Origin of the sequence: Trichlorobacter lovleyi (assembly GCF_015239775.1) — a bacterium.
Taxonomy (GTDB): domain Bacteria; phylum Desulfobacterota; class Desulfuromonadia; order Geobacterales; family Pseudopelobacteraceae; genus Trichlorobacter; species Trichlorobacter lovleyi_B.
The window spans coordinates 622,766-645,810 of record NZ_CP058409.1; the positions used below are offsets into that span (position 1 = coordinate 622,766).

The window sequence follows — 23,045 nt, forward strand, 5'->3', positions numbered from 1 at the left end:
GAGGTGGCGAGGGTGTTACTTCTTGCGGCGGTCTGCCAGCGAAACCACCTTCTGGCCTGCATCGGCAGGGGGGGCACTCTTTGCCTCCTTGACCTGTTCTTCCAGCTTGCGCCGTTCTTCCTCAAGGGGGGACATCAGCTTTTCAAGACGGAGCGGGGTGCCTCCCATGGTGAAAGGTGCCTCATCCAGTTGTTCTTCGTCCAGAATCCAGGTGAAAACCTGGAGCGGGAAGGTCAGCACCAGCAGTTTTACCTGCCACCAGCCCGGCTTGACGTCGGGCGTGATCTCTTCCAGGCGGGCATAGAAGCCGGGCTTGTTGTCAACATGTACCAGTACCAGATCAGATTCTAAAATCATGTAGGTTTCCCTTTGAAAATTGAGATATTGGCTGGAGCAGGCCGTAAGCCGGGTTCTGTTTCTGCCGGTAGTTACCCAACGGCAGATGATGATCATTCCTCTAGGATCACCGTTACCGGTGACCTCAAGCAGCCAACCCGGAGGCACGGGCGGGCCACCCTTGACGCCTCCCTATTCGGCCTTGCTCCTGGCGGGGTTTACCTGGCATCCGGTGTCACCACCGGACCCGGTGAGCTCTTACCTCACCCTTTCACCCTTACCCGTCGAAACGGGCGGACTTCTCTCTGTGGCACTTTCCCTGGGGTCGCCCCCGCTGGTAATTACCCAGCGCCCTGCCCTGTGGAGCCCGGACTTTCCTCCCTCTGACCTGAGTCAGACAGCGATCACCTGGCCTACTCCAACCAAACTGCTGAAAAACTGCTGCGTCAACCGTCTGTTCTGGTGCACCGTTCGCTTTCATCCTGACGCTGCAGGTCTGCTCCGTATGCCGCCGTGTAGCCGGTCTTTCTCAGTGCGTTTTTCATTACTACGCTAAACAGGAAATCTTTGTTTCAGCTAGATCTGGTCTGCTACCCTGCCGCTGATGCCGGTTCCTGCTTCAGGACCAGGATCCGCTGGCAATGGGGGCAGAAGTACATCTCGTCTCCTTTAAACAGCATGTTGTACAGCTGGGGCGGCAGTTGCATGTTGCATCCCATGCAGGAGCCTTCCCGTGCCTCGGCCAGGGCCTGTCCGCGCCGCTGATCACGCAGTTGTGTGTAACGGCGCACCAGGCTGCTTGGAAGTTCCTTGACAATGGCGTCCCGCTTGACGGACGCGGCATCGATGGTGCTTTGCAAGGTGGCGATAACCGCCTGCTTTTCTTCGCTGCCGTTCTTTGTGCTGTCAGCAAGGGTGGTAAGCTCTGCCTGGCAGGTATCAATAGTTGTCTGCAACTCTTCGCAGCGGCTGTCAATCTGTAACTGCTGTTCTTCAAGATCACTTACCTGCTTGCGTGCGGCAGTGATCTCACGGCCAACAGCCTGAAACTCCTTGTTGGTTCTGATCTCTTTCATATTGGTTTCTGAACGGCGAATATTCTCCTGCTCAACGTGCAGGGCTGTATCTAATTCTGCCCTTTCACGTTTGAGTTCGGTCATCCGAGCCTGATGTTCTGCAAGGGAGGACTGAACTGCGGCAAGCGATTGTTCAAGTTCAGCTATTCCGGCATTGAGTGCTGCCTGTTCCTTCTTCTTTTCAGTGATGGTCTGGTCAATACCTTGTAGCTCTTCCAATAAGTCGAGTTTCTTTTTCACTTCTGTCTCCTTGGTTAAATGACTTCTGCTGTACGGCTGATAAAGGTTCTGAATGGATCCTGTTCACATTCGGCCCTGATGATTTCAACGGAATGGCCGGCCTGGGCCAGGGCTTTGCCCAGAAAGTCCTGTATGGCAGCCACCATGATGATCTCAGTACCAAAGTGGCCGGCGTCAAGCAGGGCTATCCCTTGTGCCTCTGCGTCGCGGGCTTCGTGGTATTTCAGGTCACCGGTCAGCAGCAGGTCTGCTCCGGCTCGAATCGCATCGGGGAGCAATGATGAGCCGCTACCGCTGCAAAGGGCGATTTTATGGATCATACGGCCAGGGTCACCGACAAAACGGAGTGTTTCGCAATTCAGCTGCTTTGCTACTTCCTTGGCCCAGTCTGCCAGCATTACCGGTTCGGGCAGGCAGCCGATTCGCCCCAGCCCTTTGGCGGCAGTTTCATTTAACAGGGGATAGCAATCAAAGGCCGGCTCTTCATAGGGATGTACGGACAGCAGGGTGCGGATTGCCCTGGCAAGCTGTTCACGTCGCAGCAGTAACTCCAGACGTTGCTCGGCTACCTTTTCCTGTTTGCCTATGGTGCCAATAGTTGGCTGTGCCCCGGCAAGGGGTAGAAAGGTGCCTTCACCGCCGGTACTAAAGGAACAGTCCTGATAGTTACCAATGGACTCTGCATGGGGGAGCAGTGCCGAACGTACCAGGGCAAGCTGTTCTTCCGGCACAAATACGACCAGTTTGACCAGCTCATCCCTGCTGGTAACCCTGAGCGGCCGGGTTTGCAGCAGTCCGATCCTGTCTGCCAGCAGGTCATTCAGCCCGTCGGTGGCAATATCATAGTTGGTATGCATGGCCAGCAGGGCCAGGCCGCCCCGGGCCGCCGACAGCAGGCTGTTACCGGTGCAGGTTGAAGACGTTATCTGGCGGAGAGGAGAGAAGATCAGGGGGTGGTGGGTGACCAGCAGGTTGCAGTTGTGATCAAGTGCGGATGCAATAACGTGTGGTAGCGGATCCAATGCTACCATGATGCGGGTGACCGTCTTGCTTGTGTCACCCAGCTGTAATCCTACGTTGTCCCAGTCTTCAGCCAGGCGAAAGGGGTATTTTTTGTTAATGATTCCGGTTATGTCTGACAGTTTTGGATAGGTCATGTCGTAAAAATGAAAAGAGTGCATCCCTGTGAGATGCACTCTTTTTGACCTATGGTCGTAATTGATCGGTAACTGTCTGACCGCATCCGGTCTAAACCTCTGCTGGGGAAGTTGATATGGTGGGCCCACCAGGACTCGAACCTGGGACCAACCGGTTATGAGCCGGTGGCTCTAGCCAACTGAGCTATAGGCCCGTGCAGTAAAGTGTATTAATACAGGTAATTTTCTTCGTGTGTCAAGGTATTTCAGGTTTAGGCCCGGCTGAGGAAGCGGCCGTCGCGAGTATCCACCTTGATCTTGACGCCGTTTTCCAGGTAGGGCGGGACCTTCAGTTTCAGGCCGGTTTCAAGGATGGCGTCCTTGGTCTCGGCGGTGGCCGTGGCATGTTTGATAATCGGAGCTGTGTCTGTTACGGTCAGTTCCACCACCATTGGCGGCTCTGCCATGACCATGCGGCCCTGGAACAGTCCCAGGGTGACTTCGGTCCCTTCCAGGAGAAAAGGGGATATGGCGGAAAAGGCCTCTTCATCCATCTCGAACTGTTCATAGGTCTCCAGGTCCATGAAGATACCACGCTCACCATCGGCGTAGAGGAACTGTCCCTTGTGGCGCTCATAATCCGCCTCTTCCACTTTGTCGCCGGAGCGAAAGGTGCGGTCCAGCACCTGGCCGGTCAGCAGGTTGCGATAGCGGGTTTTAACCATCGTGTTTGCGCCACGGGCGGAAGGGGACTGGATGGTGACGTCAAGCAGCAGGCAGGGGGCGCCTTCCAACTGGATGACAAGCCCCTTTTTGAAATCAGAGGTGGTATACATGCACAGGCTCCTTAAAAAAGATTGGAGCGGCATCATACTCGGTCGTTATGAAAAATTCCAGTGGCAAGGGATGAAAAACTACCCCTCGCCGGCAGTCATCCGGCGAGGGGGGGAGATGAGTCAGGCATTACCGGCTTTTGAACGCTCGGCCTTCTTGAGAAGTGTGGCAGCAACCGGGTGACTGTTGTTTTCAGCATACAGCACGGCAGTGTTGCCGCATTTGGTTTTTGCACGGGGGTCTGCACCACCTTCAAGCAGGGCCTGTACCGTCAGGTTGCAGCCATAGATGGCGGCCAGCATCAGCGGGGTATGTCCATCACGATCGCGTGCATCAATCTCGGCACCTTTCTCGATCAGCATTCTGACGATCTCGGTGTTGCCGTTGGCGGCGGCATAATGCAGGGCGGTCTTGCCTTTGTCGCTGGAGGCGGTGATGTCGGCACCGCGGTGAAGCAGATCCTTGACACTTTCGATCTGACCTTGCTTGGAGGCGCTGATCAGTAGGGTGTGTCCGTTACGATCTTTGGCGTTTACATTCTCCATTGGTTTTTCCTCCCTTTGCATGTGATTGGTCTGCTGGTTTACACCGGTTCAGGTGATATTGCCGGGTTTGGATGCAAAGCCGGCCGCCTTTCGGAAGTCGGCACGATGAAATAGGGCCTTTGGGTAGAGTAAGCTGATCTGGAGATACGCTGGGATTGAACAAGGGGAAACCGGCATGATGTGACATCCACACAGGCAGTCCAAAAGCCGGAGCCGTGTCGTCGGTCAGCACAAGCTGAGCCGCCGAGGTGGGTAGTGGAATAAGCACCACCAGCACCCTGACGGCAAACTGCGCTATGTCTGCGGCCTGATCCGTCATGGACACCTGCCGTGACACCGTAGTGTGAAGTGGATATCTCTATACCATAAAACTGTCCGGATGGCTACCGCTGAAAAGAAAAAATGGTGACCGTCTGACTGTCCTGTGCTTGCCCTTATCCCGATCTCAAGGTATATGAATACATTATAGGTCAGATGACCTACTCCGCGGGAGGTGCTGGTATGAAAACCCTTTTTTCTGTAGTGGTACTGGTTTTACTCTGGGCAGTTTCCAGTCCGGCAGCAGTGGTTTATTTGAAGGACGGCGGGCAGATTAAGGCCAAGCGGGTCTGGCGGGAAAACGGGAAGGTTGTGGTGTTGGTAAACCATGAATCCATTACCAGTTTTGCAAGCAGTGAAGTAAACCTGAAAAAGACTTTTCCGCCACGCAAGAAACGGGTAAGACCGCAAAAGGCGACGCAGTCTCCTGCCGCTGCGCCGGGATCTCCGGCAACAGGAACCACCGCGGTGCAGGCGCCTGAACAGCCGGCCAAGGGGGGTAAAAAAATCACCCTGCCCAGTCTGCCGAACAAATTGCCGGAGCGTCAGATTCCTACTGCTTCTGAAGAGGGGACTTTGCGCAAACAAAAGCGCGAGATGGACGAGCGGTTAAAAGAGTAGGCGCTTCTTAGTGCGAGATGAGTAGGGGCACCGGTGCTTTGACCAGCAACTCCTGTGTTAACGGGCTTAACACCGGTGCCCTGTTTGATTTGTAGCTGAAACCGCCTACCACAATCAGGTCCACTTTTTTCTGGCGGGCCTGCTCCAGGAGTACCTCTGCCAGGCTGCCTTTCTGGATGGCTATAACTTCTGTGGTAGCCTTTACGTGGTGGCGTGCAAGGTGCTGTTGCAGCAGGGCCATGGTCTGCTCTTCCCGGGCCTGGTCATCGCGGTTTGTGACCATTGCAACAATGCTGCTCTCTGCAGCAGTCTGAAGAAACGGCAGGGCGTCGTTGACTGCCCTGACCGACTCCCTGCCGGCTTTCCATGCCACCAAGACCCTCTCACCAAACTGGAAGATGTCGCCATTGGCAGGGAATACTACAATCGGTCGCCCCGCACCGAGGATCAGACGCTCGTGGAAATCAAGGCTTGTCCTGCGGCTATGCAGTTGGGTCGGTTGTCCAACCAGTATCGTGTCGGCATAATGGCTGTGACGGGTAACAATTTCGGCAAGTGGTGTTCCAACCGTGCTCCAGTCAACCAGCAGCCATTCCGCCTCAACCCCGGCTTTTGAGGTGGCATTGATGAAGAACTCCCTCACTTGGGCAAAGTCGGATAGATAGGATGAACTCGAGGCGTAGTGGGGGTGGGTAATAACGTACAGACCCTTCAGCCGGGCAGCGTGGCGCGAGGCCAGATCAATGGCAGCCATCAATCTGGCTGTACATCCGGCCCCCCTGTCCATATGCACGATGATGTCAGTCAGCATCCCTGCCCCCTGTACTGCGTGTGCTGCATGAGAACCAGAACCTAGATGCTGCCTTTTAGCCAGCGTGCCACATCCTTGGCGTGATAGGTGATGATCAGGTCTGCCCCGGCCCGCTTGAAGCCCAGCATGGTCTCCAGCACCACCCGTTCTTCATCGATCCAGCCGTTTGCCGCCGCGCCCTTGATCATGCTGTATTCGCCAGAGACATTGTAGACAGCCAGTGGCATGGCATATTCATTGCGCAGGTCACGCAGGATGTCCAGGTAGGGGAGTCCCGGTTTGACCATGATGATGTCAGCACCCTCTTCAATATCAGCCTGCGCTTCCCGCAAGGCTTCGAGGCGGTTGGCCGGGTCCATCTGGTAGGAACGCCGGTCGCCGAATTGAGGCGTTGATTCTGCTGCCTCGCGAAACGGTCCGTAATAGCCGGAGGCGTACTTGACTGCATAACTCATGACCGGAATATGGCTGAAGCCGTTATCGTCCAGAATCTGGCGTATGGCGGCCACCCGTCCGTCCATCATATCGGAGGGGGCTACCATGTCGGCGCCGGCCTGGGCGTGGGAAAGGGCCTCCCGGGCCAGCAGTTTGACCGTGGCATCGTTGTCGACATCACCATTCTTGATAATGCCGCAGTGGCCATGGTCGGTGTATTCACACAGGCAGACATCGGTTATGACCGCCAATCCCGGTACCGCTTGCTTGATGGCCCGGATGGTCTCCTGGATAATGCCATGCTCGGCATAGGCGTCGCTTCCAACGGCATCCTTGGTCTCGGGAATGCCGAACAGGATTACTGCCGGTATGCCCAGGTCATGGACCTCTTTGGCCTCGGCAACGATATGCTCAATGGATTGCTGAAAGATACCCGGCATGGAGGTAACCTCTTTGCGGATACCACTGCCAAAGGCTGAAAACATCGGATAGATCAGATCGCTGGTGGAGAGTGTGGTCTCTCGTACCATACGGCGGAATACCTCTTTGCCACGGATCCGGCGAGCCCTGAAGCGGGATGAGAACATTGGCGCTAACCTCCGGTTTTTTCGCTTTTTTATGCTGATGGCATCATACAACGTCTGATTTGACGAATGCAAGGTCAGGAGAGTGGTTGACAAGAAAAAAAAGCGTGGTAAACCGGAATAATACTATGCCGGAAGGTTAGACGCATTTAAAAGTCCTGATTGAGGACAGAACACAGCGAAAGGAGGAATACAGAATATGCGTAAAACGGGAATTGCCGCAGCTTTGCTGCTGTTGGGGTTGAGCCAGGCCGCACTGGCCGAAAATAAGGCGGAAACGGTTACCTTTGCACCCTATGTGGGGGGGTATACTTTCCAGGGCAACCAGCATGTTGAAACATCCCCTGTTTTCGGTTTCAGGTTGGGCTATAACCTCACGGATAACTGGGCACTGGAAGGGGTCGTTGATTACTTGAAGGCTGATCTTGAGGGCGGCGGTGATATGGAGATGCTGCGTTATGGTGGCGACATCCTCTACAATATCATGCCCAAAAGCAGCCTGGTCCCCTATTTGGCTGCCGGCTTCGGCGGGTTTACCATTGATAACAGCAAAACCAGGGGGATCGTTAACTACGGTGGTGGTCTGAAGTGGTTCTTGTCTGATAACTTTGCCTTGCGTGCCGATGTGCGCGGGCTTAACTACAGCATGGGAAAGATCTACACCAATGTTGAGTATACCTTGGGTCTGCATGTTGCCGTAGGCGCCCCCAAACCGGCTCCTGCGCCGGTCGTTGTTGCTGAGCCGGTGGTTGAGGCCGCAGCACCCAAGGCTGCGCCGGTCGTTGTCGCTCCACCACCGCCGCCGCCACCTGCTCCCACCAGCAGCCTGATGGCAGAACCTGCAACACTGGAGAAAGGCAAAACGACAACCCTGACCTGGTCTTCAACCAATACCAGCGGTTGTGACATTCAGCCCGGTATTGGTCCTGTGTCCGCTACAGGTTCCACGGTTATCACTCCTGCAGCAAATACCAAATATACTCTGACCTGTAGCGGTGAGGGGGGCAAGACCACCAGCAGCGCCGGTGTCGAGGTGACGGAGCCGGTTAAGGAGGAGAGTGCGAAAAAGGCCTCTGCTGTTGCCGCAGGTACCCGTCTTTCTCTGAAGGTGAATTTTGATACCGGTAAATCGGTCATCAAGAAGCAGTATTATGATGAGTTGAAGGTTGTGGGCGATGGCCTGAATGAGCAGAAGAACCTGAAAGGGGTCATTGAAGGTCACACCGATAACGTTGGCAGCGATAAGTCAAACCTTGCCTTGTCCCAGCGGCGTGCCAATGCGGTTCGTGATTATATTGTCAAGAACTTCAAGATTGACCGTAAGCGTCTGGCTGCCAAGGGGTACGGGGAGTCCAAGCCAATTGCGGACAATGCCACCGCCGAAGGACGTGAGCAGAATCGTCGTATCGAGGCGGTATTTGAAGAGATTCCAAACTTTAAACCGGATGCTGATGAGCAGCAGCCGGTAAAACCGGCCAAGAAGGCGGTCAAGAAAAAGACAGCCAAGAAAAAGCCCGCAAAACAGTAGCGTTGAGCTGAATGGAAAATGAAAACGGCCCTGCCTCTCTTGGAGACAGGGCCGTTTCTGTTATCGGCCCAATCTGCTGCGCAGACTGGCGGTTGCTAACCTAAATCCAGGCGTCGCCACCGTCATACTGCAGGTCTTCTCCGTTTTTGCAGCTTCCCATTTTGTAGCGTGCCTCCTTGGCGTACTTCTTGATCCGCTTGCCGGCATCTTCCTGAAGATCAACCAGCTTGCGACGGGTTTCGCGGCCCGGCGCCGGTGCAAGCAGGAGTGCGGCTGCGGCTCCGAGCAGGGCCCCTGAGGCCAGAGCAAGCAGTGTGGTGGTGATCGCATTGTCATTGGAACGGGACATGAGGTTCTCCTTCGGCATAAAAAATAGGTATTTCAATGTATCTGACGGTTTGATGATCGTTTTTTCTCTTTTAGCATAGGTCGGCTTTTCAGAGAAAGAAGAAAAACAGCTGGTCTCAAGCGGCCAGCCGTGCCAGATGGCGTCTGACCATCTCCTCAAAGTCATCATCCCGGTTACTGGTGTAGACCAGTGATGCCCCTATTTCTGCCGCCAGAATTGCTGCCAGATATTTGGTTGGCAGTGAGGCGATGCGCCGGCGGAAACGCGCTTCGGTCTGCAGGATGCGAGGCAGATGCCGCAGCAGTGCGGCCTTGAATGGCGGTTGCAGGCACAGTTCCGGACGGCTCGTGAAAAATTGAAACAGACGGTGATAAAAACTGTTGATATTCTGACTGATCAGGTCGGAGATGTCGGTATAGGTCTGGCTGCCTCCCGCTTCCTGCCAGCGGCGCAGGATCAGCCGCGCCTCATCTCCGGCACGTTTTCTGAGGATTTCCAATACGTCCTGCACGTAGCGCTCTTTGTGGGTAAGGAACTCTTTTTCGGTCAAGAGCAGGTTGGCAATGATCTCGTATGAGGAGGAGATAACCCCGCATTTGTTGGCCGATGCATCCCGCATCAGAATGACGCCTGCCTTTTGCATCTGCTGGCGGGCCTGGGGGGTGATGAAAGAGTTGGCCCCTTCAATAATCACCGGCGCCGTGGGGCTGCCGTCAGGTTTCATGAACTCCTGCCAGTTTTGTGCGTCAATGGTTTCTGGCCGTCCGCCGGCTGGGATGAAAAGGTCTGCCTCAACCTTAAAGGTCAGACTGCCGTATTCCCGGTAAAAGTCGTCCAGTGGTACCCAGCTTTCCTGCAGGAGGCCATCCGGCAGGCGTTCTGCCCGGCGATGCAACTCTCGTAAACCTTCCATCCGCTTGCCGGTGCGGAAGATCATCATGCCGCCCGGGCCGAGCCGGGACGGATCAAAACCGTCCAGATCCTGTTGCAGCGTGATCCGTTGCAGTTCCTCACGGTCAAGCCCGTTCGGGTCATATGCGGCTGCCGTACCGTCAAGCACCAGTACAACCCTGGCCTTCGGACAGCTCGCAAGCAGAATCTGAAGACAGTTGCCGGCCACATCACCGCCGGGTCCGCCGGTCAGCTTGATGCTGAACGGATCGTGACGGATGTTGATCCCCTGTTCAGCCATGACCACCTCGGCGAAGGTCATCACGCCGGTGGAGGTAACTCCGTATTCCTTGTGGTTGATGCCGAACCGTTTGCTTGAGATGATTCCTGCGCCCAGCATATAACCCCGCTTGCGGGAAAGGGCCGCAATCGCTTCGATCATGCCGTCGTGCATATTTTCGTCCGGTCCGATCTCAATCGGTTCGTCATCGCCGTAGTAGTCCACCACCCGTTGATCCCGGACCCTGCCGTTGTCGGTGATAAAGATATCCAGAAAGGCGTTGGTGATGCCGTATTGCAGTTTGTAGAGCCGGCTGTTTTCGTGCTCGCGCCCGCCTTGTTCCAGGCCGGATGCATCCATCACCAGAACCATTTTTGAACCGCCTTCGTAGATATCCTTGTTCTTCAAATGCTGGGTATGGGCCAGGACATAGACCTCGCGGAAGAGGGCGTTTGAGGCGGTAATGGCATCATCCTGATTGCGTGCTATGACCGTGCGCCAGCCACCACGTGCAATGTCTGAAAAACCGATATGGTAACCGTGTCCAAAACGGCTGAAGAAGAAGGTGACCCGGAACGGCAGCGTCTCCGGCAGGTCAGCGGTATACTCTGCACCGAGCTGACGCAGATAGGCCGGGTCAAGCCTGAAGGCAAGGGCCTGTTTTTCGATTACAAAGAAGTTGGTCTTCAGGGTGTGGCAGATAAACAGCAGGCAGCAACGGTAGATCGTCTGGCGGATCTCATCCAGCCAGCGGTGACCGGTGTTGTAGTCCTGAATCAACGCGGTCGTTTCCGCCAGCAGGGCCTGGTAGGCCGGCTCACGTTGCTGCAGGGCGGGATCAAAGCGGGTTCTGAAGAGTCGCAACAGCTGCATTGCCATCTCGGGATGGGCATGAAAGGCGCTTTGTATATCTTCCAACCCAAAACGGTCAGGCTGATTATGGGCAAGATTGGTGTGGCAGAATGCGGTAAAGGCATTGACCAGTGCGGCATAGTCACCCGCAATGATGCCCTTTGAGACCCATTCCCGGTAGGTGTAGCAGTTATTGGCAAGGATCTGGGTGTTGCAGAGTTCCTGTTGCAGCTGCCGTGCCAGTGTGGAGTCCGGCTGCAGCTCATGGCCGTCCCGCTGTTGTACAAAAAAAGTACCAAGAAAATAGGGGTGGATGCCGTTGCTGAGGGTCAGGCAGTAGGCCCGCCGGATGCCGATATTCAGACGATTGAACACCTCAGCCAACTGCAGCAGAAAATCCTCCTGTGGTGGATTGCCTACGGCAAATAGCACCCTGGTTTCGGCAATGCCTTTGTGTTCAACCCGGCGTAGGTCCAGATACAGGCCGCCGGTGGCGTTACCCCGCTCAAAGAGCCAGATCAGCCAGGCGGTTCGTGCCGGTGGCGACTGCCTGACCTGTTCAGGGTTGTTCAGCCAGAGCAGGGTCAGCAGGCGATCCGCGGTACGACGTGGAATGGTGGCGGTGATCCGGGTGAGATCTCTGAGGATGGTACGCTTCAGGCTGGCAGGCAATGGTGGTGCAGCAGGGGCAGTGATGGCGCTGTTTGGTTTGCGATCGAATTCGAAGCGTTGGACTTCCAACTCCTGGCTCATGCCGGGCATGGGGCTGTACGAGTGGGAGAACATGGCATAGGAGATCCCTCGGTCCCCTACCCGTTGCAGGCTGTTGAAGAGTGAGCCCGGCTCATCCACGCAGGCCAGGATCAGGCGTTTGTCCCGGTCAGCCAGGATCAGGTGGCGGTTATGCTGCAGCAGCGACATCTCACGGACCAGGGTCCCCAGGGCTTCAGGCTCATCAGCCATGGCCTGAAAGAAGTAAGGGGACATCTGCTCTTGCAGCCAACAGGCGTTTTGTCTGGCAATGGTACTGGCGGTGCGACAGGCATTGCGCATGGCGGTTGAGAGCTGCATGGGGCCTCCAGTGGTTGAATGTGGTGGCCAAGTATACCGTTAATTGCTGATTGGGCAAGGCGGGAAGTGCAGTCTTGACCGTGGACTGATGGCAGGCGTATACTTTGCGCACTAGGTATGAGTGGCAAATTTTGTAGCGGTGACAGGAGTTTGGGGTATGCAGAAAAGACAACACGACGGTCTGGAGCGCGGTTGCGTTCAGGTCTATACCGGCAATGGTAAAGGGAAGACAACGGCAGCATTAGGGCTTTCCTTGCGGGCCCTGGGGCGGGGGTTGCGGGTCTGTTTTTTTCAGTTTATCAAGGGGGGCGGCCCCTATGGAGAACAGCTGGTTGCCGAAAGACTCGGACCCGATTTTACCCTCATTCAGACCGGGCGTCCCGGTTGGGTTAATACCAGGGATATCACTGAAGATCGCCGTCTGGCGCAGGAGGCGTTGCAGCAGGCGCAGGAAGCGCTGCTCTCGGGGGCCTATGACCTCTTTGTCTGCGATGAGATTAACGGGGCGGTCGGATTCGGGCTGCTTGATGTTGAACAGGTGCTGGAGCTGATCCGGGTCAGGCCGGAACGGGTTGAGCTGGTGCTGACCGGCCGCAACGCCGATGAACGGATTATGCAGGCCGCTGATCTGGTAACGGAAATGCGTGAGCTGAAACACTATTACCAGGCGGGGGTGCCGGCACGCACAGGAATCGAGATGTGAGCCGGTGACCTGGCCGGAACCGGAGAATTCGCCGGCAATGCTTGCGTAACAGGATAGATGAGGTATACTGAAGCATATACGACTTTGCCTGTTGAAAGGAGCAACCAGATGTCTCTTGGTGTCATAGCAGCCTTGATAGCGGCCATTGCCGTCGCCGTGCTGGTGATGGTTCTGATTCCCGCAATTCTGAGTATCAAAAAAACTGCTCAGTCAGTTTCAGCGCTGGCTGATCTGTTGACGAATGAGCTGAAACCCACCATCAAGGAGTTGAACGAGGTTCTGGTTGAGCTGAAAACCGTTGGTGGCGGTGTGGCCGAGCATACTGATGATGTCAGGAGGTTTATGTCTGCACTGGGTGAGAGCGGTACTCAGATTTCAACCATAAACCGTTCCGTCGGTGTGGTAACCGGTCTGCTGAGCCAAGCCGGTGCAGTTGCAACCGGTGTTAAGGTTGCCGGCACGTATCTACTGGAAAGTTATCTTAAGCGTAAGATGAAAGGAGTATGACCATGGCACATGATGACAACGGAGTATCCGCAAGCACGGTATTGGTGCCCTTCCTGGCCGGTGCGGCCCTGGGGGCCGGTTTGGCGCTGTTGTATGCACCCAAGAGCGGTCGCGAGGTGCGCGAGCAGATCGGTGATCTGGCTGATGATGCCGTCGACAAGATCAAGGAATATGCCCGTGAAGCCCAGGACAAGATCAAGGCCACGCTGGAAGATGGAAAAGAAACCTTAATGGAGAAAAAGTCGATCCTTTCCTCAGCCATTGAAGCGGGGCGGGAAGCAATCCAGAAGGAAAAGGAAAAGCTCGGAGTCTAAGTGACGGTCAGCTTGACATCCCATTTGACGGGCCTGTTGGAAAACAGGCCCGTTTTTTTTGTTTAAAGTCAGATAGTTGTGTGTATTTGACTTTGGGGGTGGGAACGTCTATAATGCCGCATCTTTTGTTCTGCTATGGGAGAGGTGCCCTCCACACCATGAGAAAGCTGATGCTTGTCATACCGCTACTGGCTGTTGCCGTCGGAACCGCGGCCGGTGGTGAACCAACCCAGTCCCTGCTGAATGAGCTGGTGCAGCCGCATTCAACCGGGAGCAGCAGGCTGGCGGCGAGCGGCAAGGGATTGCCACAGGTCGCGCTTGGTGAATCGCAGGGTGATGATGGTGCAACGCTGTTCACGTTGGAAGAGTTGAAGGACGGGACATCTGCGCTGGCAGATCTGGCGTTGCCTGATGATGAACCTGCTGCCGATGTGCCGCTTGCCCTGAACGACAAGGTTAATTACTTCATTACATTTTTTCAGACCCAGGGGCGTGCGACCTATGCACGCTGGCTTTCCCGTTCAACCCGCTATCTCCCGATGATGAAGGAGATCCTCCGCAAGGAAGGTCTGCCGGACGAATTGGTCTATGTGGCCATGATAGAGAGCGGCTTCCAGCTGAATGCACGCTCATGGGCCAACGCGGTTGGGCCATGGCAGTTTATGTCGGCAACCGGCCGTCGCTACTCGCTGCGGATTGATCAGTGGGTTGATGAACGTAAGGATCCGGTCAAGGCTACCATGGCTGCGGCCATGTACCTGAAGGATCTGTACGGCATGTTCAATAATGACTGGTATCTGGCTGCGGCCGGGTATAATGCCGGTGAAAACAAGATCTTCCGTGCGATTGACAAATATGATACCAACGACTTCTGGGAACTTTCCAAGGGATCATATCTGAAGCGGGAAACCAAGGAGTATGTCCCCAAGCTGCTTGCTGCCGCTATTATTGCCAAGGATCCGGCCAAGTATGGCTTTACGGAGATTGCCACGGTGCCGGTCGTCGAATACGATACCGTAACCGTAAAGGGACGCACTGACCTTGACCTGGTGGCTCGTCTGACCGGTACTACCTACCTGAGCATCAAGGAGTTGAACCCGGCTCTGCGGCACTGGTGTACCCCCCCCAATTATCCCGACTATGAGCTGAAGGTTCCCAAAGGGACCAAGTCCCGCTTTGAGCAAGGGCTCGCAGCAGTGCCGGAAGAGCAGCGTTTCAGCGAAAAGAGCCTTTACAGCCGGTATACCGCGTCCCGCAAAGATAACCTCAAGCAGCTTGCCCGCCGTTTCGGCAGCTCAGCCGGGGAACTGGCCGAGCTTAACGGTTTGAGTGTGAAGGATCGTATTGCCGGGCGTTCTTTGATCATTCCGGTGAAGCAATCCGTTAATTTTGCCCAGGAAGGTCGTCGTGAGGCACCTGCTTCCGATGCGGCCGCGCTTACCTATTACACCGTGCGCAAGGGGGATACTCTCTATTCCCTTGCCCGGCGTTTTAACGTCTCAGTAAAAGTACTGACTGCCTGGAATAATCTGAAGCATGCCGTCGCACTCAAGCCCGGCAAACGTCTGATTGTTGCCAGAGCAACAAAGGCAGCAAGCAGCAAAGGGTGACCGTCACCCCATTTTCTATCCTACAAAGAGGTTTCCCTGCATGTATTCGATTTTGATCTGTGCTGCCCTTGGGGTGGTTGTTTTACTTGTTGCCATGCTGGGGTTCAAGCTGGCTTGGTGGGGCGCCCTGCTGATCGGCCTGGTGGTCTTTTCCCTCGCCTTCTTCTTTCTGTCTCGCTACATCAGCAAGCAGTTGATGGCTATTCTTGAGCAGGCCGGCAAAGACCTGCAGGGACAGCGCTTTGAAAAGGCGATCCGTGAGATGAAGGACGCCTTGCGGTTTGGCTCCTGGCAGCTGTATGTGACCGATCAGATCAACTCCCAGATCGGTATGGCGTACTATGTCAGGCGCGATTTTTCCAACGCCTTTCCCTATCTGGAAAAATCATTTTTCAAAAACTGGATGGCAATGGGAATGCTTGCCATCTGCTATATGAAGCGCCAGAAACGTGACAAGATGGAGCGGACCTTTGAGAAGGCTGTCCAGTGGAACGGCAAGGAGTCGCTACTCTGGAACCTGTATGCCTACTGTCTGGCAGAAGAATGCAGCGAGAAGTCAAAGGCGATTGCCGTGCTTGAAAAGGGGCTTAAAAAAATGCCCGGCGATAGTGCCATAACGGAAAACCTGGAGAACCTGCAGGCGGGCCGCAAGATGAAGATGCGCAGTTTCGGTGACTCCTGGTACCAGTTCCACCTTGAAAGTCTTGGCCAGCTGCAGAAACACCAGATGGCTGCCATGGGTGGGCGTATGCAGAAGCGGATGACGGTGCGCCGATGAGTGCCGCCGGGGGGCAGTCCGAGCAAACCCCTGAACTGTGGCTTATGGGGGTGCGTCCTGACCAGGGCCGGGACGCAATCATTCGGGAGTATCTTGCTGCTGCCGGCTATGGGACCCGCCTGGCAACTGTTGACCAGATCGGGACTGACCGTCCGCTGGGTATTGTGCTGGATATCTCGCCCCATTCATTGGATGGCTGGGGGCTGTTGCTGCAGATCAAAAGTGATCCCGCGTACCGCAATATTCCGGTGCTGCCGGTCTTCCTGAGTGAAAAGGGGAAGGTTGGCGGTGTCTTTCCGGTTGCCGGTTTTTTTACCCTTCCTGTTGAAGAGCAGTACCTGCTTGAACGTCTTGCGGTCTATGGCTTGACTGAAGAGGTTGAGACCTGGGATTTGCAGGCCCTGGTGGTGTCACGCTCCGGAGAAGAAAAACTGTCAAAAATGGTTGAATCGGTCGGCTTTGAGGTGGTTAAGGGCTATACCGGTAAAGAGGCCTTGGCACTGGTCTCGCTTCATCCCAAATACCTTGCCTTCTGCAACCTGATGTTGCCGGATATGTCGGCCTTTGAACTGCTGGAAAAATTCCGCCTGTTTCCCTACAGTCATAACATGCCGGTTTTTGTACTGTTGAAGGATGAGCTGAAGGAGGGGGAAAAGACGGCCATGAGCCGTGAAATTGCCCACTTGGTCAGCAAGAAACAGCTGAGTAAAGAGGAGTTTCTTAAATATCTGCGGAACCGCTCCTGAGATGGTCTGCAGACCGCCCCGCTGAAGAAGAGATCAAGAAAGAAGAAAGCCCCGGCAACCGTTCATGGTTTGCCGGGGCTTTGCTGTTCGGCAGAACTGCAGCGTGCAGCTGTCAAGAACGTCAGATCAGGCCGGTCCCGTCTTTGATTACGATGCTGGCCTTTGTCCGCAGTTCCTTCATCCAGGAGGTAAAGCGGCTATCCTGCTTTTGGCGGTAGAGCAGGTCTGAGATGTCGGCCTTGACGGCCTCAAAGGGCTTGACTTTACCGCTTGAACGCTCATCCAGCTTGACAATGTGCAGTCCTGATGGGGTTGAAACCAGTTCGCCGACCTCGCCCGGTTTGAGCGGCAGGATCGCCTTTTCAAGGTCTGCCAGCATCTCTCCCCGTTTAAACGTTCCCAGGCTGCCGCCATCTTTCTTTGCCGCCGCGTCATCGGAATATTCCCTGGCCAGTTGAGCAAAGTCCTTGCCCTGCCGGGCCTCAAACAGCACCTTCAGGGCCTTGTTCATGGCCTGTTGAATCTGGTCGGCAGGAGCCTTTTCGTCAACCTTGATGAAGATGTGACTGGCCTTGAAGGTCTCCTCTTCGGCATAGCTGCTCAGATGGGACTGATAATACTCTTCCGCTTCCTTTTCGCTGACATAGACCTTTGAGCGGACTTCCATGCTGACCAGGCGCAGCCGCTCCAACTGTTCACGGAGCTGAACCTCATACTGGGCGAAGGTGTAACCCTGGGATTTGAGGGCTGCCTCCAGCTGGCTCTGGGTCATGTTGTTGTTCTGGCGTTTGACATCGTCAATGGCCTGGCGGACTTCGTCATCACCGATCTTGATACCCAGCTCCTTGACCTTCTGCTCGGTCAGGAGTTTCTCAATCAGCCGGTCCAGCACCATGGTGCGCAGGTTATGACGTGCTGCGTCATCCACAAGCCCTTTTTTTTGGGCATCCAGGATGGCCGCCTGTGACTCACGCAGTACCTCCCTGAAGGTAATGATATCGTCGTTGACAATGGCCGCAATGCCGTTAATACGTTTGGCACCGGCTGGAAGCGGTGCGAGTTTGGGCTCTATCAGGGTCGGAGGTTGCTGCTTGGCGGTGTCTGATATGATATCGGGGGTGGTGGATGCACACCCTCCCAGCAGAGCTATACTCAGGAGGGAGGCAAGGGAAAACAGGTGAAGACGATTCATGAAGGCCTCGAAAGCAAGCCGGGCAACCTACTGGCTGCCCGGCTTAGATCTTGTTAGTGACGATTATTTCTTTTCTGGTGCCGGAGCCGGAGTGGCAGGCTTGGCGGCCGTAGCAGCCGGTTGTGTCTCGGTCAGCTCAATCTTGGCACCTTTTTTCAGGTCTTCCTTCAGCTTCATGAATACCTGCTGTTGCTTCTGGGGCATGATGGCGGCCTTGATCTGTTCTTTTACCTCATCCAGGGGACGGGTGCCGGCGGCACGCTTTCCGGTCAGTTTGATGATGTGGTAGCCGAAGTCGCTCTTGACGATACCGGACAGCTGACCCTCTTTCAGGCTAAAGGCAGCTTTTTCAAAGGCCGGTACCATGTTGCCCTTGCCGAACCAGCCCAGGTCGCCGCCTTTGGCAGCAGATGAATCAGCAGATTTAGCCTTGGCCAGCTCCTCGAAGTTGGCCCCTTTCTTGAGTTGCTCCAGGATGGACTGTGCCTCCTGCTCACTCTTGACCAGGATATGGCTGGCACGGATCTGCTCGCCTGACTTGAACTTGTCAAGGTTTTGCTCGTAAAATTTCTTCAGCTCGTCATCGCTGATTTTTGATTCGGCTTCGACCTTTTTCTTGAGGTAGGTGTCGACAATGATCCGCTTCTTCAGTTCGGCAAGTTTTTCTTCAATCTCCTTGCCTTTATCAACGCCGTCTTTGGCAGCCTGCTGGAGGATCAGTTCACGCATGACCAGGGTGTCGATCATCTCCTTTTTGCCCTGTGGGGTGTCTGCCATGGCGCGGATGTACTCTGGCAGGGCCTTGACTTCACGGTCAAAGTCTTCACTGGTGATCTTGGCACCGTTTACGGTGGCAATCACCTTGGCATCCTTGCTGCCGGTTGAGCTGCTGCTTGAACCACCGCCCTGACAGGCAACCAGACCTGCGGTGGCAATGACGGTAACGGTTACGCTAAGCAAAGTACGGATGTTCACGATGGGGACTCCTTTGGATCTAAGAAAGGGTTGATGAAACTTAGTAAATCTACCATAGCTTGCCAACCGGTTGCAAGGCCCTGTTCTGGGCAACGGGTCTGATCATCCGCCAAGCAGCGTGAGTGTGGAAGCCAGGGCCTCCAGGGTGTCGCTATTCGTACTGTTCGTTGGTAAGGCCACCAGCAGGCGGTGGTCCGGGGTAAACTGGTAGGTGGCCGGTGCGGTGCGGATCAGGTTGATCAGGGTTTCCGGGTTGACGGCGGTTCTGGGGTGGAAGGCCAGGCAGAGGCGTTTGGCGTCGGCGTCAACCTTCAGAACCTTCAGCTGCTTGAGCCTGATGCGCAGTTCCATGATCCGGGCCAGGGTCTGGGCCGCCAGCGGGGGGCGGCCATAGCGGTCATGCATTTCACTGACCACCTCAGCCACATCATCGTTTGAGTCGGCCTGCACCAGGCGCTTGTACAGGACCAGCCGCTGGTTGGTATCCGGGATGTAGGTCTCGGGGATAAAGGCGGCAATCGCCAGATTGATCTCCGGCTCACAGCGTTCTTCAAGGTCTTCGCCCTTCAGCCCGGCGATCGCCTCTTCCAGCATCTGGGTGTACAGCTCAAAGCCGATATCAGCCACGGTGCCGGACTGACGCGGGCCCAGCATATCGCCTGCCCCGCGCAGTTCCAGGTCATGGGTGGCAATCCTGAAGCCGGCTCCCAGCTCAGAGATGTCCTGTATGATCTTCAGGCGCTCCCGTGCATCCTGGGTAATGCTTCCTTGGCCGGGGATAAGCAGGTAAGCATAGCTTTTGACCGTGGAACGGCCGATCCGGCCCCGCAGCTGATAAAGCTGAGACAGCCCGAAGGTGTCGGCCCGGTCCACCAACATGGTGTTGGCACGGGGGATATCAAGTCCGGATTCGATGATGGTGGTGGTCAACAGCAGGTCGCTCTGGCCGTGCATGAAGGCGAGCATCACCTTTTCCAGCTCCTTCTCCTCCATCTGGCCGTGGGCCACGCTGATCCGCGCCTGCGGCACCAGCTGCCGCAGCCGTTCCGCCACAATGCCGATGGAGTGGACCCGGTTGTGGACATAAAAGATCTGGCCACCCCGTTCCATTTCCCGTGTGATCGCATCCCTGATCAGGTCGTCGGTGTCCCGTGCCACCACGGTCTTGATCGCCTGGCGGTCAACCGGTGGCGTGTCGATGATCGAGAGGTCGCGGATGCCCAGCATGGAGAGGTGCAGGGTGCGTGGGATCGGCGTGGCGGTCAGGGTCATGATGTCAACACTGGCACGATAGGATTTGAGCCGCTCCTTGTCTTTGACCCCGAAACGCTGTTCCTCATCCACGATCAACAACCCCAGGTCCTTGAAGCTGACATCCTTCTGCAGCAGGCGGTGGGTGCCGATGATGATATCCAGCTTGCCCTCCTTCAACCGCTCCAGGCTGACCTTCTGCTCCTTGGCGCTACGGAAGCGGGAGAGCATCTCGATGGAAACCGGGTACTCCTTCAGGCGGTTGCTGAAGGTCTCGAAATGCTGCTGGGCCAGGATGGTGGTGGGGACCAGTAGGGCCACCTGTTTGCCGTCCAGTACTGCCTTGAAGGCCGCCCGCAGCGCCACTTCCGTCTTGCCGTAGCCGACATCGCCGCAGACCAGACGGTCCATCGGGCGGGAGTGCTGCATGTCCCCCAGCACATCCTGAATGGCAGAAAGCTGGTCAGGGGTCTCCTCCCAGGGAAAGGTGGCCTCAAACTCCCTGAACAGCTCATCAGGGGGAGAAAAACTGTAGCCCTGGCTGGCCTGGCGTTTGGCGTAGACCTCCAGCAGCTCGGCGGCCAGCTCTTCGATATTTTTGCGGGCCTTGCTGCGGGTCTTTTCCCAGCCCGGCCCTCCCAGCCTGGCTGGTGATGGCGTTGCCCCCTCACCGCCTGCATAGCGTTGTACCAGCCCCAGCCGGTCAATCGGCAGATAGAGCTTGTCGTTGCCTGCATACTCCAACAGCAGAAAGTCGCCTTCAACCGCACCGGTCTTCAGGTGCTGCAGGCCGCGGTAGATGCCGATGCCGTGATCGACATGGACCATGGCATCACCCGGTTTGAGCTCTGCCAGTGAGGCCAGGATCTGTTTGGTGCGCAGGGCGGTGACACCGCTCTTGCGGCGGGTCCGTTTCCCGAACAGTTCCTCCTCGGCGATGACTGCCAGTTTTGATTCCGGCAGCCTGAAACCACGGGACAGCTCACCGATTACCAGCAGCAGGTCAGTATGGACGGAGAGCGCTTCCGGGCCGAAGGGGTCGGTGGCGCCAAGGCTGCAGCTGACGCCGTAGGGGGTGAGCAGTTCCTGCAACCGTTCGGCCTGGCTGGGGTGGTGACAGACCACCAGGGTCCGCCAGTTCCCGGCATGCCACTGTTTCAGGCGTTCCGCCAACGGCCCCAGCAGGTGTTGCTGGTCTCGCGCCATGCTGATCCGCAGGTCCGAGTTGTCTTCCGAACTGACCGGAAACAGACCGGCGCTGCTTTCACCGGCAACAGCCAGACGCCTTAGGGCAAGCGGTTGCTGTTGATCAAGCTGCTGGAAAAACTCGTCCGGCGTCAGGTACAACTGGCGCGGGTCGGGATGCAGCCGTTCTTCGGCCTCTGCCCTCTGCACACCGCTTGTAACGTCCAGTTGATGCTGTTGGGCTGACTGATGGAGCTGATCCGGCTCCTGCAGCACCAGCAGCGGCTTGTTCAGGTAGGCGAAAAAAGGCTGCAGGCCGGGATGGAAGAGCGGTTGAAGGAATTCGATACCAGGGGGATAGCCGGCCCCCTGCAGTTCGGAGATCAGCTGGCGACGCCGGTCAGCCGGGATATCAAGCTGGTCGGCGCGTTCCTTCAGGCGCGGGATAAACTCCTGCAGTGCTGCCGGGGAAAGCACCAGCTCCCGTGATGGCAGCAGGTTCAGGCAGGTGAGCGACTCCAGGGAACGTTGACTCAGCGGGTCAAAGCTGCGCAGGGTCTCGACGGTATCGCCAAAGAACTCAACTCGAACCGGTCGTGGCAGGCTGGGGGGAAAGATGTCAAGAATCCCTCCCCGTACGGCAAAGCTGCCCCGTTCTTCCACCAGGGGACAGTTGGTATAGCCCATCCTGACCAGCCCTTCCAGCAGGGCTTCGCGGTCAGGCTCATCACCCGGCTTGATGGCACAGGATGCCCCGGCCAGCAGGGAGCGGGGGATGAGCCGTTGCATCAGGGCTGCCACCGGCGCGACAACGGTGCAGGGGCTGCCCTGCAGCAGACGTTGCAATGTCTCCAGCCGGGCACCGCTGATGTCAGGGTGGGGTGAGGCAGCCTCGAGCGGGCTGACATCCCAGGCCGGGAAGGGGCTGACGTTGACGGCGTTGAAAAACAGCAGCTCGCGGGTCAGTTCATCGGCGGTTGCCTGATCAGCAGCAATGACAACGATCTGGCGCTGGAGAAGCCGGGAAAGCTCCGCAACTGCCAGGGCCGGGGCTGAACCGACCAGACCGGTCAGCGCCGCCGGCTGTGCGCCATGGCTCAGTTGTTCGGCCAGGCGCGTAATGGCCGCCAGGGGGCAGGGGTGTGATGGCGTGGGTTCGGGCATAGTTAGTTGATTGGCAGCGGGTTACTCGTGGGATGCCTTGTGCTTTGTGCCGGCCTTGATCTTGGGCTTGCCCCCCTCGACCACCACCCGGAACTGGATTTCGCTGGTGCCCAATTTCTGCGAGATCAGCGGCCGCTGTTTATCCAGCGTCGCTGCCAGCTGTTCACGGGTTACACCGTCAACCGGCAGTTTGCAGCTACGGCGGGCTTCCAGCAACTCTGCATAAATCCGGTCAAGTTCCTGATCCTGCGGTGCCGGTTGTTGTTCGTCCCTGGCTGCCTTGGTGTGACGGCTGTTTTCGTGCAGTTCTGCCTTGAAACGGTCCCGTGAGTACCGCCCTTCTTCAATCTCCCGCAGGATACGGTTCCAGTGCTGGCGGTAGCTGTTGAAGCGGGCAACCAGATTGTTGTAACGATGCTTGTGCATCGTGTTGTTGATTGGTGTGGTGGCGTAACGGCGGACAAGTTTTTCAACTTCTTCCAGCAGCTTAAGCGGTTCCCGCTTTTCAAGGCCCATGAAGAACTGTTCATAACGGGTGATCAGCTCTTTCAGGCGATTCTCAAATATGAGCAGGTCTTCGGCAATTCCCATAAATCTCTTCGTAAAACAATGGTTTTTAATGTAGCGAAACTATAGGTCGAAAACATAGTGCTGTAAAGCAACTTATGCCGATAAGAACTTGACGCTGGTGGTGCCGACAGCTATAAAACATA

The 23,045-nt window shown here is 56.2% G+C and carries 21 protein-coding genes, 1 tRNA gene and 1 other RNA gene; 8 read left to right on the forward strand and 15 right to left on the reverse strand.

Annotation, left to right across the window (positions count from 1 at the left end; genetic code table 11):
* Positions 1 to 15 precede the first annotated feature (15 nt).
* The 7 genes from FY034_RS02825 to FY034_RS02855 all read right to left on the reverse strand — a co-directional run bounded on the left by FY034_RS02825 (position 16) and on the right by FY034_RS02855 (position 4,167).
* The gene (locus tag FY034_RS02825) at positions 16 to 357 is read right to left on the reverse strand and encodes a hypothetical protein (protein ID WP_265553593.1); all 342 of its coding nucleotides are present in this window, start codon (positions 355 to 357) and stop codon (positions 16 to 18) included.
* Between the two features lie 29 nt (positions 358 to 386).
* An RNA gene (gene rnpB / locus FY034_RS02830) (RNase P RNA component class A) lies at positions 387 to 756 on the reverse strand.
* Positions 757 to 926: 170 nt separating this feature from the next.
* Positions 927 to 1,652: a zinc ribbon domain-containing protein gene (locus FY034_RS02835; protein ID WP_265553595.1), complete on the reverse strand. Its 726-nt coding sequence runs from the start codon at positions 1,650 to 1,652 to the stop codon at positions 927 to 929.
* A gap of 14 nt (positions 1,653 to 1,666) precedes the next feature.
* Positions 1,667 to 2,833: a Nif3-like dinuclear metal center hexameric protein gene (locus FY034_RS02840; RefSeq protein ID WP_265553596.1), complete on the reverse strand. Its 1,167-nt coding sequence runs from the start codon at positions 2,831 to 2,833 to the stop codon at positions 1,667 to 1,669.
* Between the two features lie 93 nt (positions 2,834 to 2,926).
* A tRNA-Ile gene (locus tag FY034_RS02845) sits at positions 2,927 to 3,003 on the reverse strand.
* A 57-nt stretch (positions 3,004 to 3,060) separates the two neighbouring features.
* Complete coding sequence (locus FY034_RS02850) at positions 3,061 to 3,624, reverse strand: elongation factor P (RefSeq protein ID WP_265553598.1); 564 nt, start codon at positions 3,622 to 3,624, stop codon at positions 3,061 to 3,063.
* 120 nt (positions 3,625 to 3,744) lie between these two features.
* A complete protein-coding gene (locus FY034_RS02855; RefSeq protein ID WP_265553600.1) occupies positions 3,745 to 4,167 on the reverse strand; it encodes an ankyrin repeat domain-containing protein in 423 nt (140 codons plus the stop codon).
* Positions 4,168 to 4,668: 501 nt separating this feature from the next.
* Here FY034_RS02855 and FY034_RS02860 point away from each other — a divergent pair.
* On the forward strand, positions 4,669 to 5,106 hold the full coding sequence (locus FY034_RS02860) for a hypothetical protein (protein ID WP_265553601.1): 438 nt from the start codon (positions 4,669 to 4,671) through the stop codon (positions 5,104 to 5,106).
* Positions 5,107 to 5,113: 7 nt separating this feature from the next.
* Here the strand turns inward: FY034_RS02860 and FY034_RS02865 are convergent, their stop codons facing one another.
* Together FY034_RS02865 and hemB are read right to left on the reverse strand one after the other, a co-directional pair.
* Entirely contained in the window at positions 5,114 to 5,917 is an 804-nt protein-coding gene (locus FY034_RS02865; protein ID WP_265553602.1) for a universal stress protein, read from the reverse strand.
* 41 nt (positions 5,918 to 5,958) lie between these two features.
* Positions 5,959 to 6,939, reverse strand: coding sequence for a porphobilinogen synthase (gene hemB / locus FY034_RS02870; RefSeq protein ID WP_265553603.1), 981 nt, complete (start codon positions 6,937 to 6,939; stop codon positions 5,959 to 5,961).
* 196 nt (positions 6,940 to 7,135) lie between these two features.
* Between hemB and FY034_RS02875 the strand changes: the two genes are divergently transcribed.
* A complete protein-coding gene (locus tag FY034_RS02875; RefSeq protein ID WP_265553604.1) occupies positions 7,136 to 8,464 on the forward strand; it encodes an OmpA family protein in 1,329 nt (442 codons plus the stop codon).
* A gap of 100 nt (positions 8,465 to 8,564) precedes the next feature.
* On the opposite strand, the gene FY034_RS02880 is transcribed toward FY034_RS02875, so the two are convergent.
* Complete coding sequence (locus FY034_RS02880; RefSeq protein ID WP_265553606.1) at positions 8,565 to 8,813, reverse strand: YtxH domain-containing protein; 249 nt, start codon at positions 8,811 to 8,813, stop codon at positions 8,565 to 8,567.
* A 115-nt stretch (positions 8,814 to 8,928) separates the two neighbouring features.
* Positions 8,929 to 11,907 (reverse strand): NAD-glutamate dehydrogenase domain-containing protein, encoded by a 2,979-nt coding sequence (locus FY034_RS02885; protein ID WP_265553608.1) that lies wholly within the window; start codon positions 11,905 to 11,907, stop codon positions 8,929 to 8,931.
* 157 nt (positions 11,908 to 12,064) lie between these two features.
* Between FY034_RS02885 and cobO the strand changes: the two genes are divergently transcribed.
* The 6 genes from cobO to FY034_RS02915 all read left to right on the forward strand — a co-directional run bounded on the left by cobO (position 12,065) and on the right by FY034_RS02915 (position 16,565).
* Positions 12,065 to 12,610, forward strand: a complete 546-nt coding sequence (gene cobO, locus FY034_RS02890; protein ID WP_265553610.1) for a cob(I)yrinic acid a,c-diamide adenosyltransferase — start codon at positions 12,065 to 12,067, stop codon at positions 12,608 to 12,610.
* 108 nt (positions 12,611 to 12,718) lie between these two features.
* Positions 12,719 to 13,117 carry a DUF948 domain-containing protein gene (locus FY034_RS02895; protein WP_265553612.1) on the forward strand — a complete coding sequence of 133 codons (399 nt, stop codon included), beginning with the start codon at positions 12,719 to 12,721 and terminating at the stop codon, positions 13,115 to 13,117.
* Between the two features lie 2 nt (positions 13,118 to 13,119).
* Positions 13,120 to 13,431 carry a YtxH domain-containing protein gene (locus FY034_RS02900; RefSeq protein WP_265553614.1) on the forward strand — a complete coding sequence of 104 codons (312 nt, stop codon included), beginning with the start codon at positions 13,120 to 13,122 and terminating at the stop codon, positions 13,429 to 13,431.
* A gap of 158 nt (positions 13,432 to 13,589) precedes the next feature.
* Positions 13,590 to 15,041, forward strand: a complete 1,452-nt coding sequence (locus FY034_RS02905) for a lytic transglycosylase domain-containing protein (RefSeq protein WP_265553615.1) — start codon at positions 13,590 to 13,592, stop codon at positions 15,039 to 15,041.
* A gap of 40 nt (positions 15,042 to 15,081) precedes the next feature.
* Entirely contained in the window at positions 15,082 to 15,819 is a 738-nt protein-coding gene (locus tag FY034_RS02910) for a tetratricopeptide repeat protein (RefSeq protein ID WP_265553616.1), read from the forward strand.
* Complete coding sequence (locus tag FY034_RS02915; protein WP_265553618.1) at positions 15,816 to 16,565, forward strand: response regulator; 750 nt, start codon at positions 15,816 to 15,818, stop codon at positions 16,563 to 16,565. The genes FY034_RS02910 and FY034_RS02915 overlap by 4 nt, the downstream gene beginning before the upstream one ends.
* Before the next feature lie 121 nt (positions 16,566 to 16,686).
* Here the strand turns inward: FY034_RS02915 and FY034_RS02920 are convergent, their stop codons facing one another.
* From FY034_RS02920 to FY034_RS02935, 4 genes are all read right to left on the reverse strand, one after another.
* Entirely contained in the window at positions 16,687 to 17,757 is a 1,071-nt protein-coding gene (locus tag FY034_RS02920; RefSeq protein ID WP_265553619.1) for a peptidylprolyl isomerase, read from the reverse strand.
* 63 nt (positions 17,758 to 17,820) lie between these two features.
* The gene (locus FY034_RS02925) at positions 17,821 to 18,732 is read right to left on the reverse strand and encodes a peptidylprolyl isomerase (RefSeq protein WP_265553620.1); all 912 of its coding nucleotides are present in this window, start codon (positions 18,730 to 18,732) and stop codon (positions 17,821 to 17,823) included.
* A 102-nt stretch (positions 18,733 to 18,834) separates the two neighbouring features.
* Positions 18,835 to 22,332 (reverse strand): transcription-repair coupling factor, encoded by a 3,498-nt coding sequence (gene mfd, locus FY034_RS02930; protein ID WP_265553621.1) that lies wholly within the window; start codon positions 22,330 to 22,332, stop codon positions 18,835 to 18,837.
* Between the two features lie 21 nt (positions 22,333 to 22,353).
* Positions 22,354 to 22,923 carry an MXAN_5187 C-terminal domain-containing protein gene (locus FY034_RS02935; RefSeq protein WP_265553622.1) on the reverse strand — a complete coding sequence of 190 codons (570 nt, stop codon included), beginning with the start codon at positions 22,921 to 22,923 and terminating at the stop codon, positions 22,354 to 22,356.
* Positions 22,924 to 23,045: the final 122 nt, after the last annotated feature.

Bases quoted from the DNA above. Each gene is read 5' to 3' on its own strand.
- FY034_RS02910 (WP_265553616.1), top strand. From the start codon at position 15,082: ATGTATTCGATTTTGATCTGTGCTGCCCTTGGGGTGGTTGTTTTACTT.
- FY034_RS02895 (WP_265553612.1), top strand. From the start codon at position 12,719: ATGTCTCTTGGTGTCATAGCAGCCTTGATAGCGGCCATTGCCGTCGCC.
- FY034_RS02915 (WP_265553618.1), top strand. From the start codon at position 15,816: ATGAGTGCCGCCGGGGGGCAGTCCGAGCAAACCCCTGAACTGTGGCTT.
- mfd (WP_265553621.1), bottom strand. From the start codon at position 22,332: ATGCCCGAACCCACGCCATCACACCCCTGCCCCCTGGCGGCCATTACG.
- FY034_RS02850 (WP_265553598.1), bottom strand. From the start codon at position 3,624: ATGTATACCACCTCTGATTTCAAAAAGGGGCTTGTCATCCAGTTGGAA.
- FY034_RS02840 (WP_265553596.1), bottom strand. From the start codon at position 2,833: ATGCACTCTTTTCATTTTTACGACATGACCTATCCAAAACTGTCAGAC.
- FY034_RS02920 (WP_265553619.1), bottom strand. From the start codon at position 17,757: ATGAATCGTCTTCACCTGTTTTCCCTTGCCTCCCTCCTGAGTATAGCT.
- FY034_RS02905 (WP_265553615.1), top strand. From the start codon at position 13,590: ATGAGAAAGCTGATGCTTGTCATACCGCTACTGGCTGTTGCCGTCGGA.
- FY034_RS02875 (WP_265553604.1), top strand. From the start codon at position 7,136: ATGCGTAAAACGGGAATTGCCGCAGCTTTGCTGCTGTTGGGGTTGAGC.
- FY034_RS02855 (WP_265553600.1), bottom strand. From the start codon at position 4,167: ATGGAGAATGTAAACGCCAAAGATCGTAACGGACACACCCTACTGATC.
- FY034_RS02825 (WP_265553593.1), bottom strand. From the start codon at position 357: ATGATTTTAGAATCTGATCTGGTACTGGTACATGTTGACAACAAGCCC.
- FY034_RS02935 (WP_265553622.1), bottom strand. From the start codon at position 22,923: ATGGGAATTGCCGAAGACCTGCTCATATTTGAGAATCGCCTGAAAGAG.
- hemB (WP_265553603.1), bottom strand. From the start codon at position 6,939: ATGTTCTCATCCCGCTTCAGGGCTCGCCGGATCCGTGGCAAAGAGGTA.
- cobO (WP_265553610.1), top strand. From the start codon at position 12,065: ATGCAGAAAAGACAACACGACGGTCTGGAGCGCGGTTGCGTTCAGGTC.
- FY034_RS02880 (WP_265553606.1), bottom strand. From the start codon at position 8,813: ATGTCCCGTTCCAATGACAATGCGATCACCACCACACTGCTTGCTCTG.
- FY034_RS02900 (WP_265553614.1), top strand. From the start codon at position 13,120: ATGGCACATGATGACAACGGAGTATCCGCAAGCACGGTATTGGTGCCC.
- FY034_RS02860 (WP_265553601.1), top strand. From the start codon at position 4,669: ATGAAAACCCTTTTTTCTGTAGTGGTACTGGTTTTACTCTGGGCAGTT.
- FY034_RS02865 (WP_265553602.1), bottom strand. From the start codon at position 5,917: ATGCTGACTGACATCATCGTGCATATGGACAGGGGGGCCGGATGTACA.
- FY034_RS02885 (WP_265553608.1), bottom strand. From the start codon at position 11,907: ATGCAGCTCTCAACCGCCATGCGCAATGCCTGTCGCACCGCCAGTACC.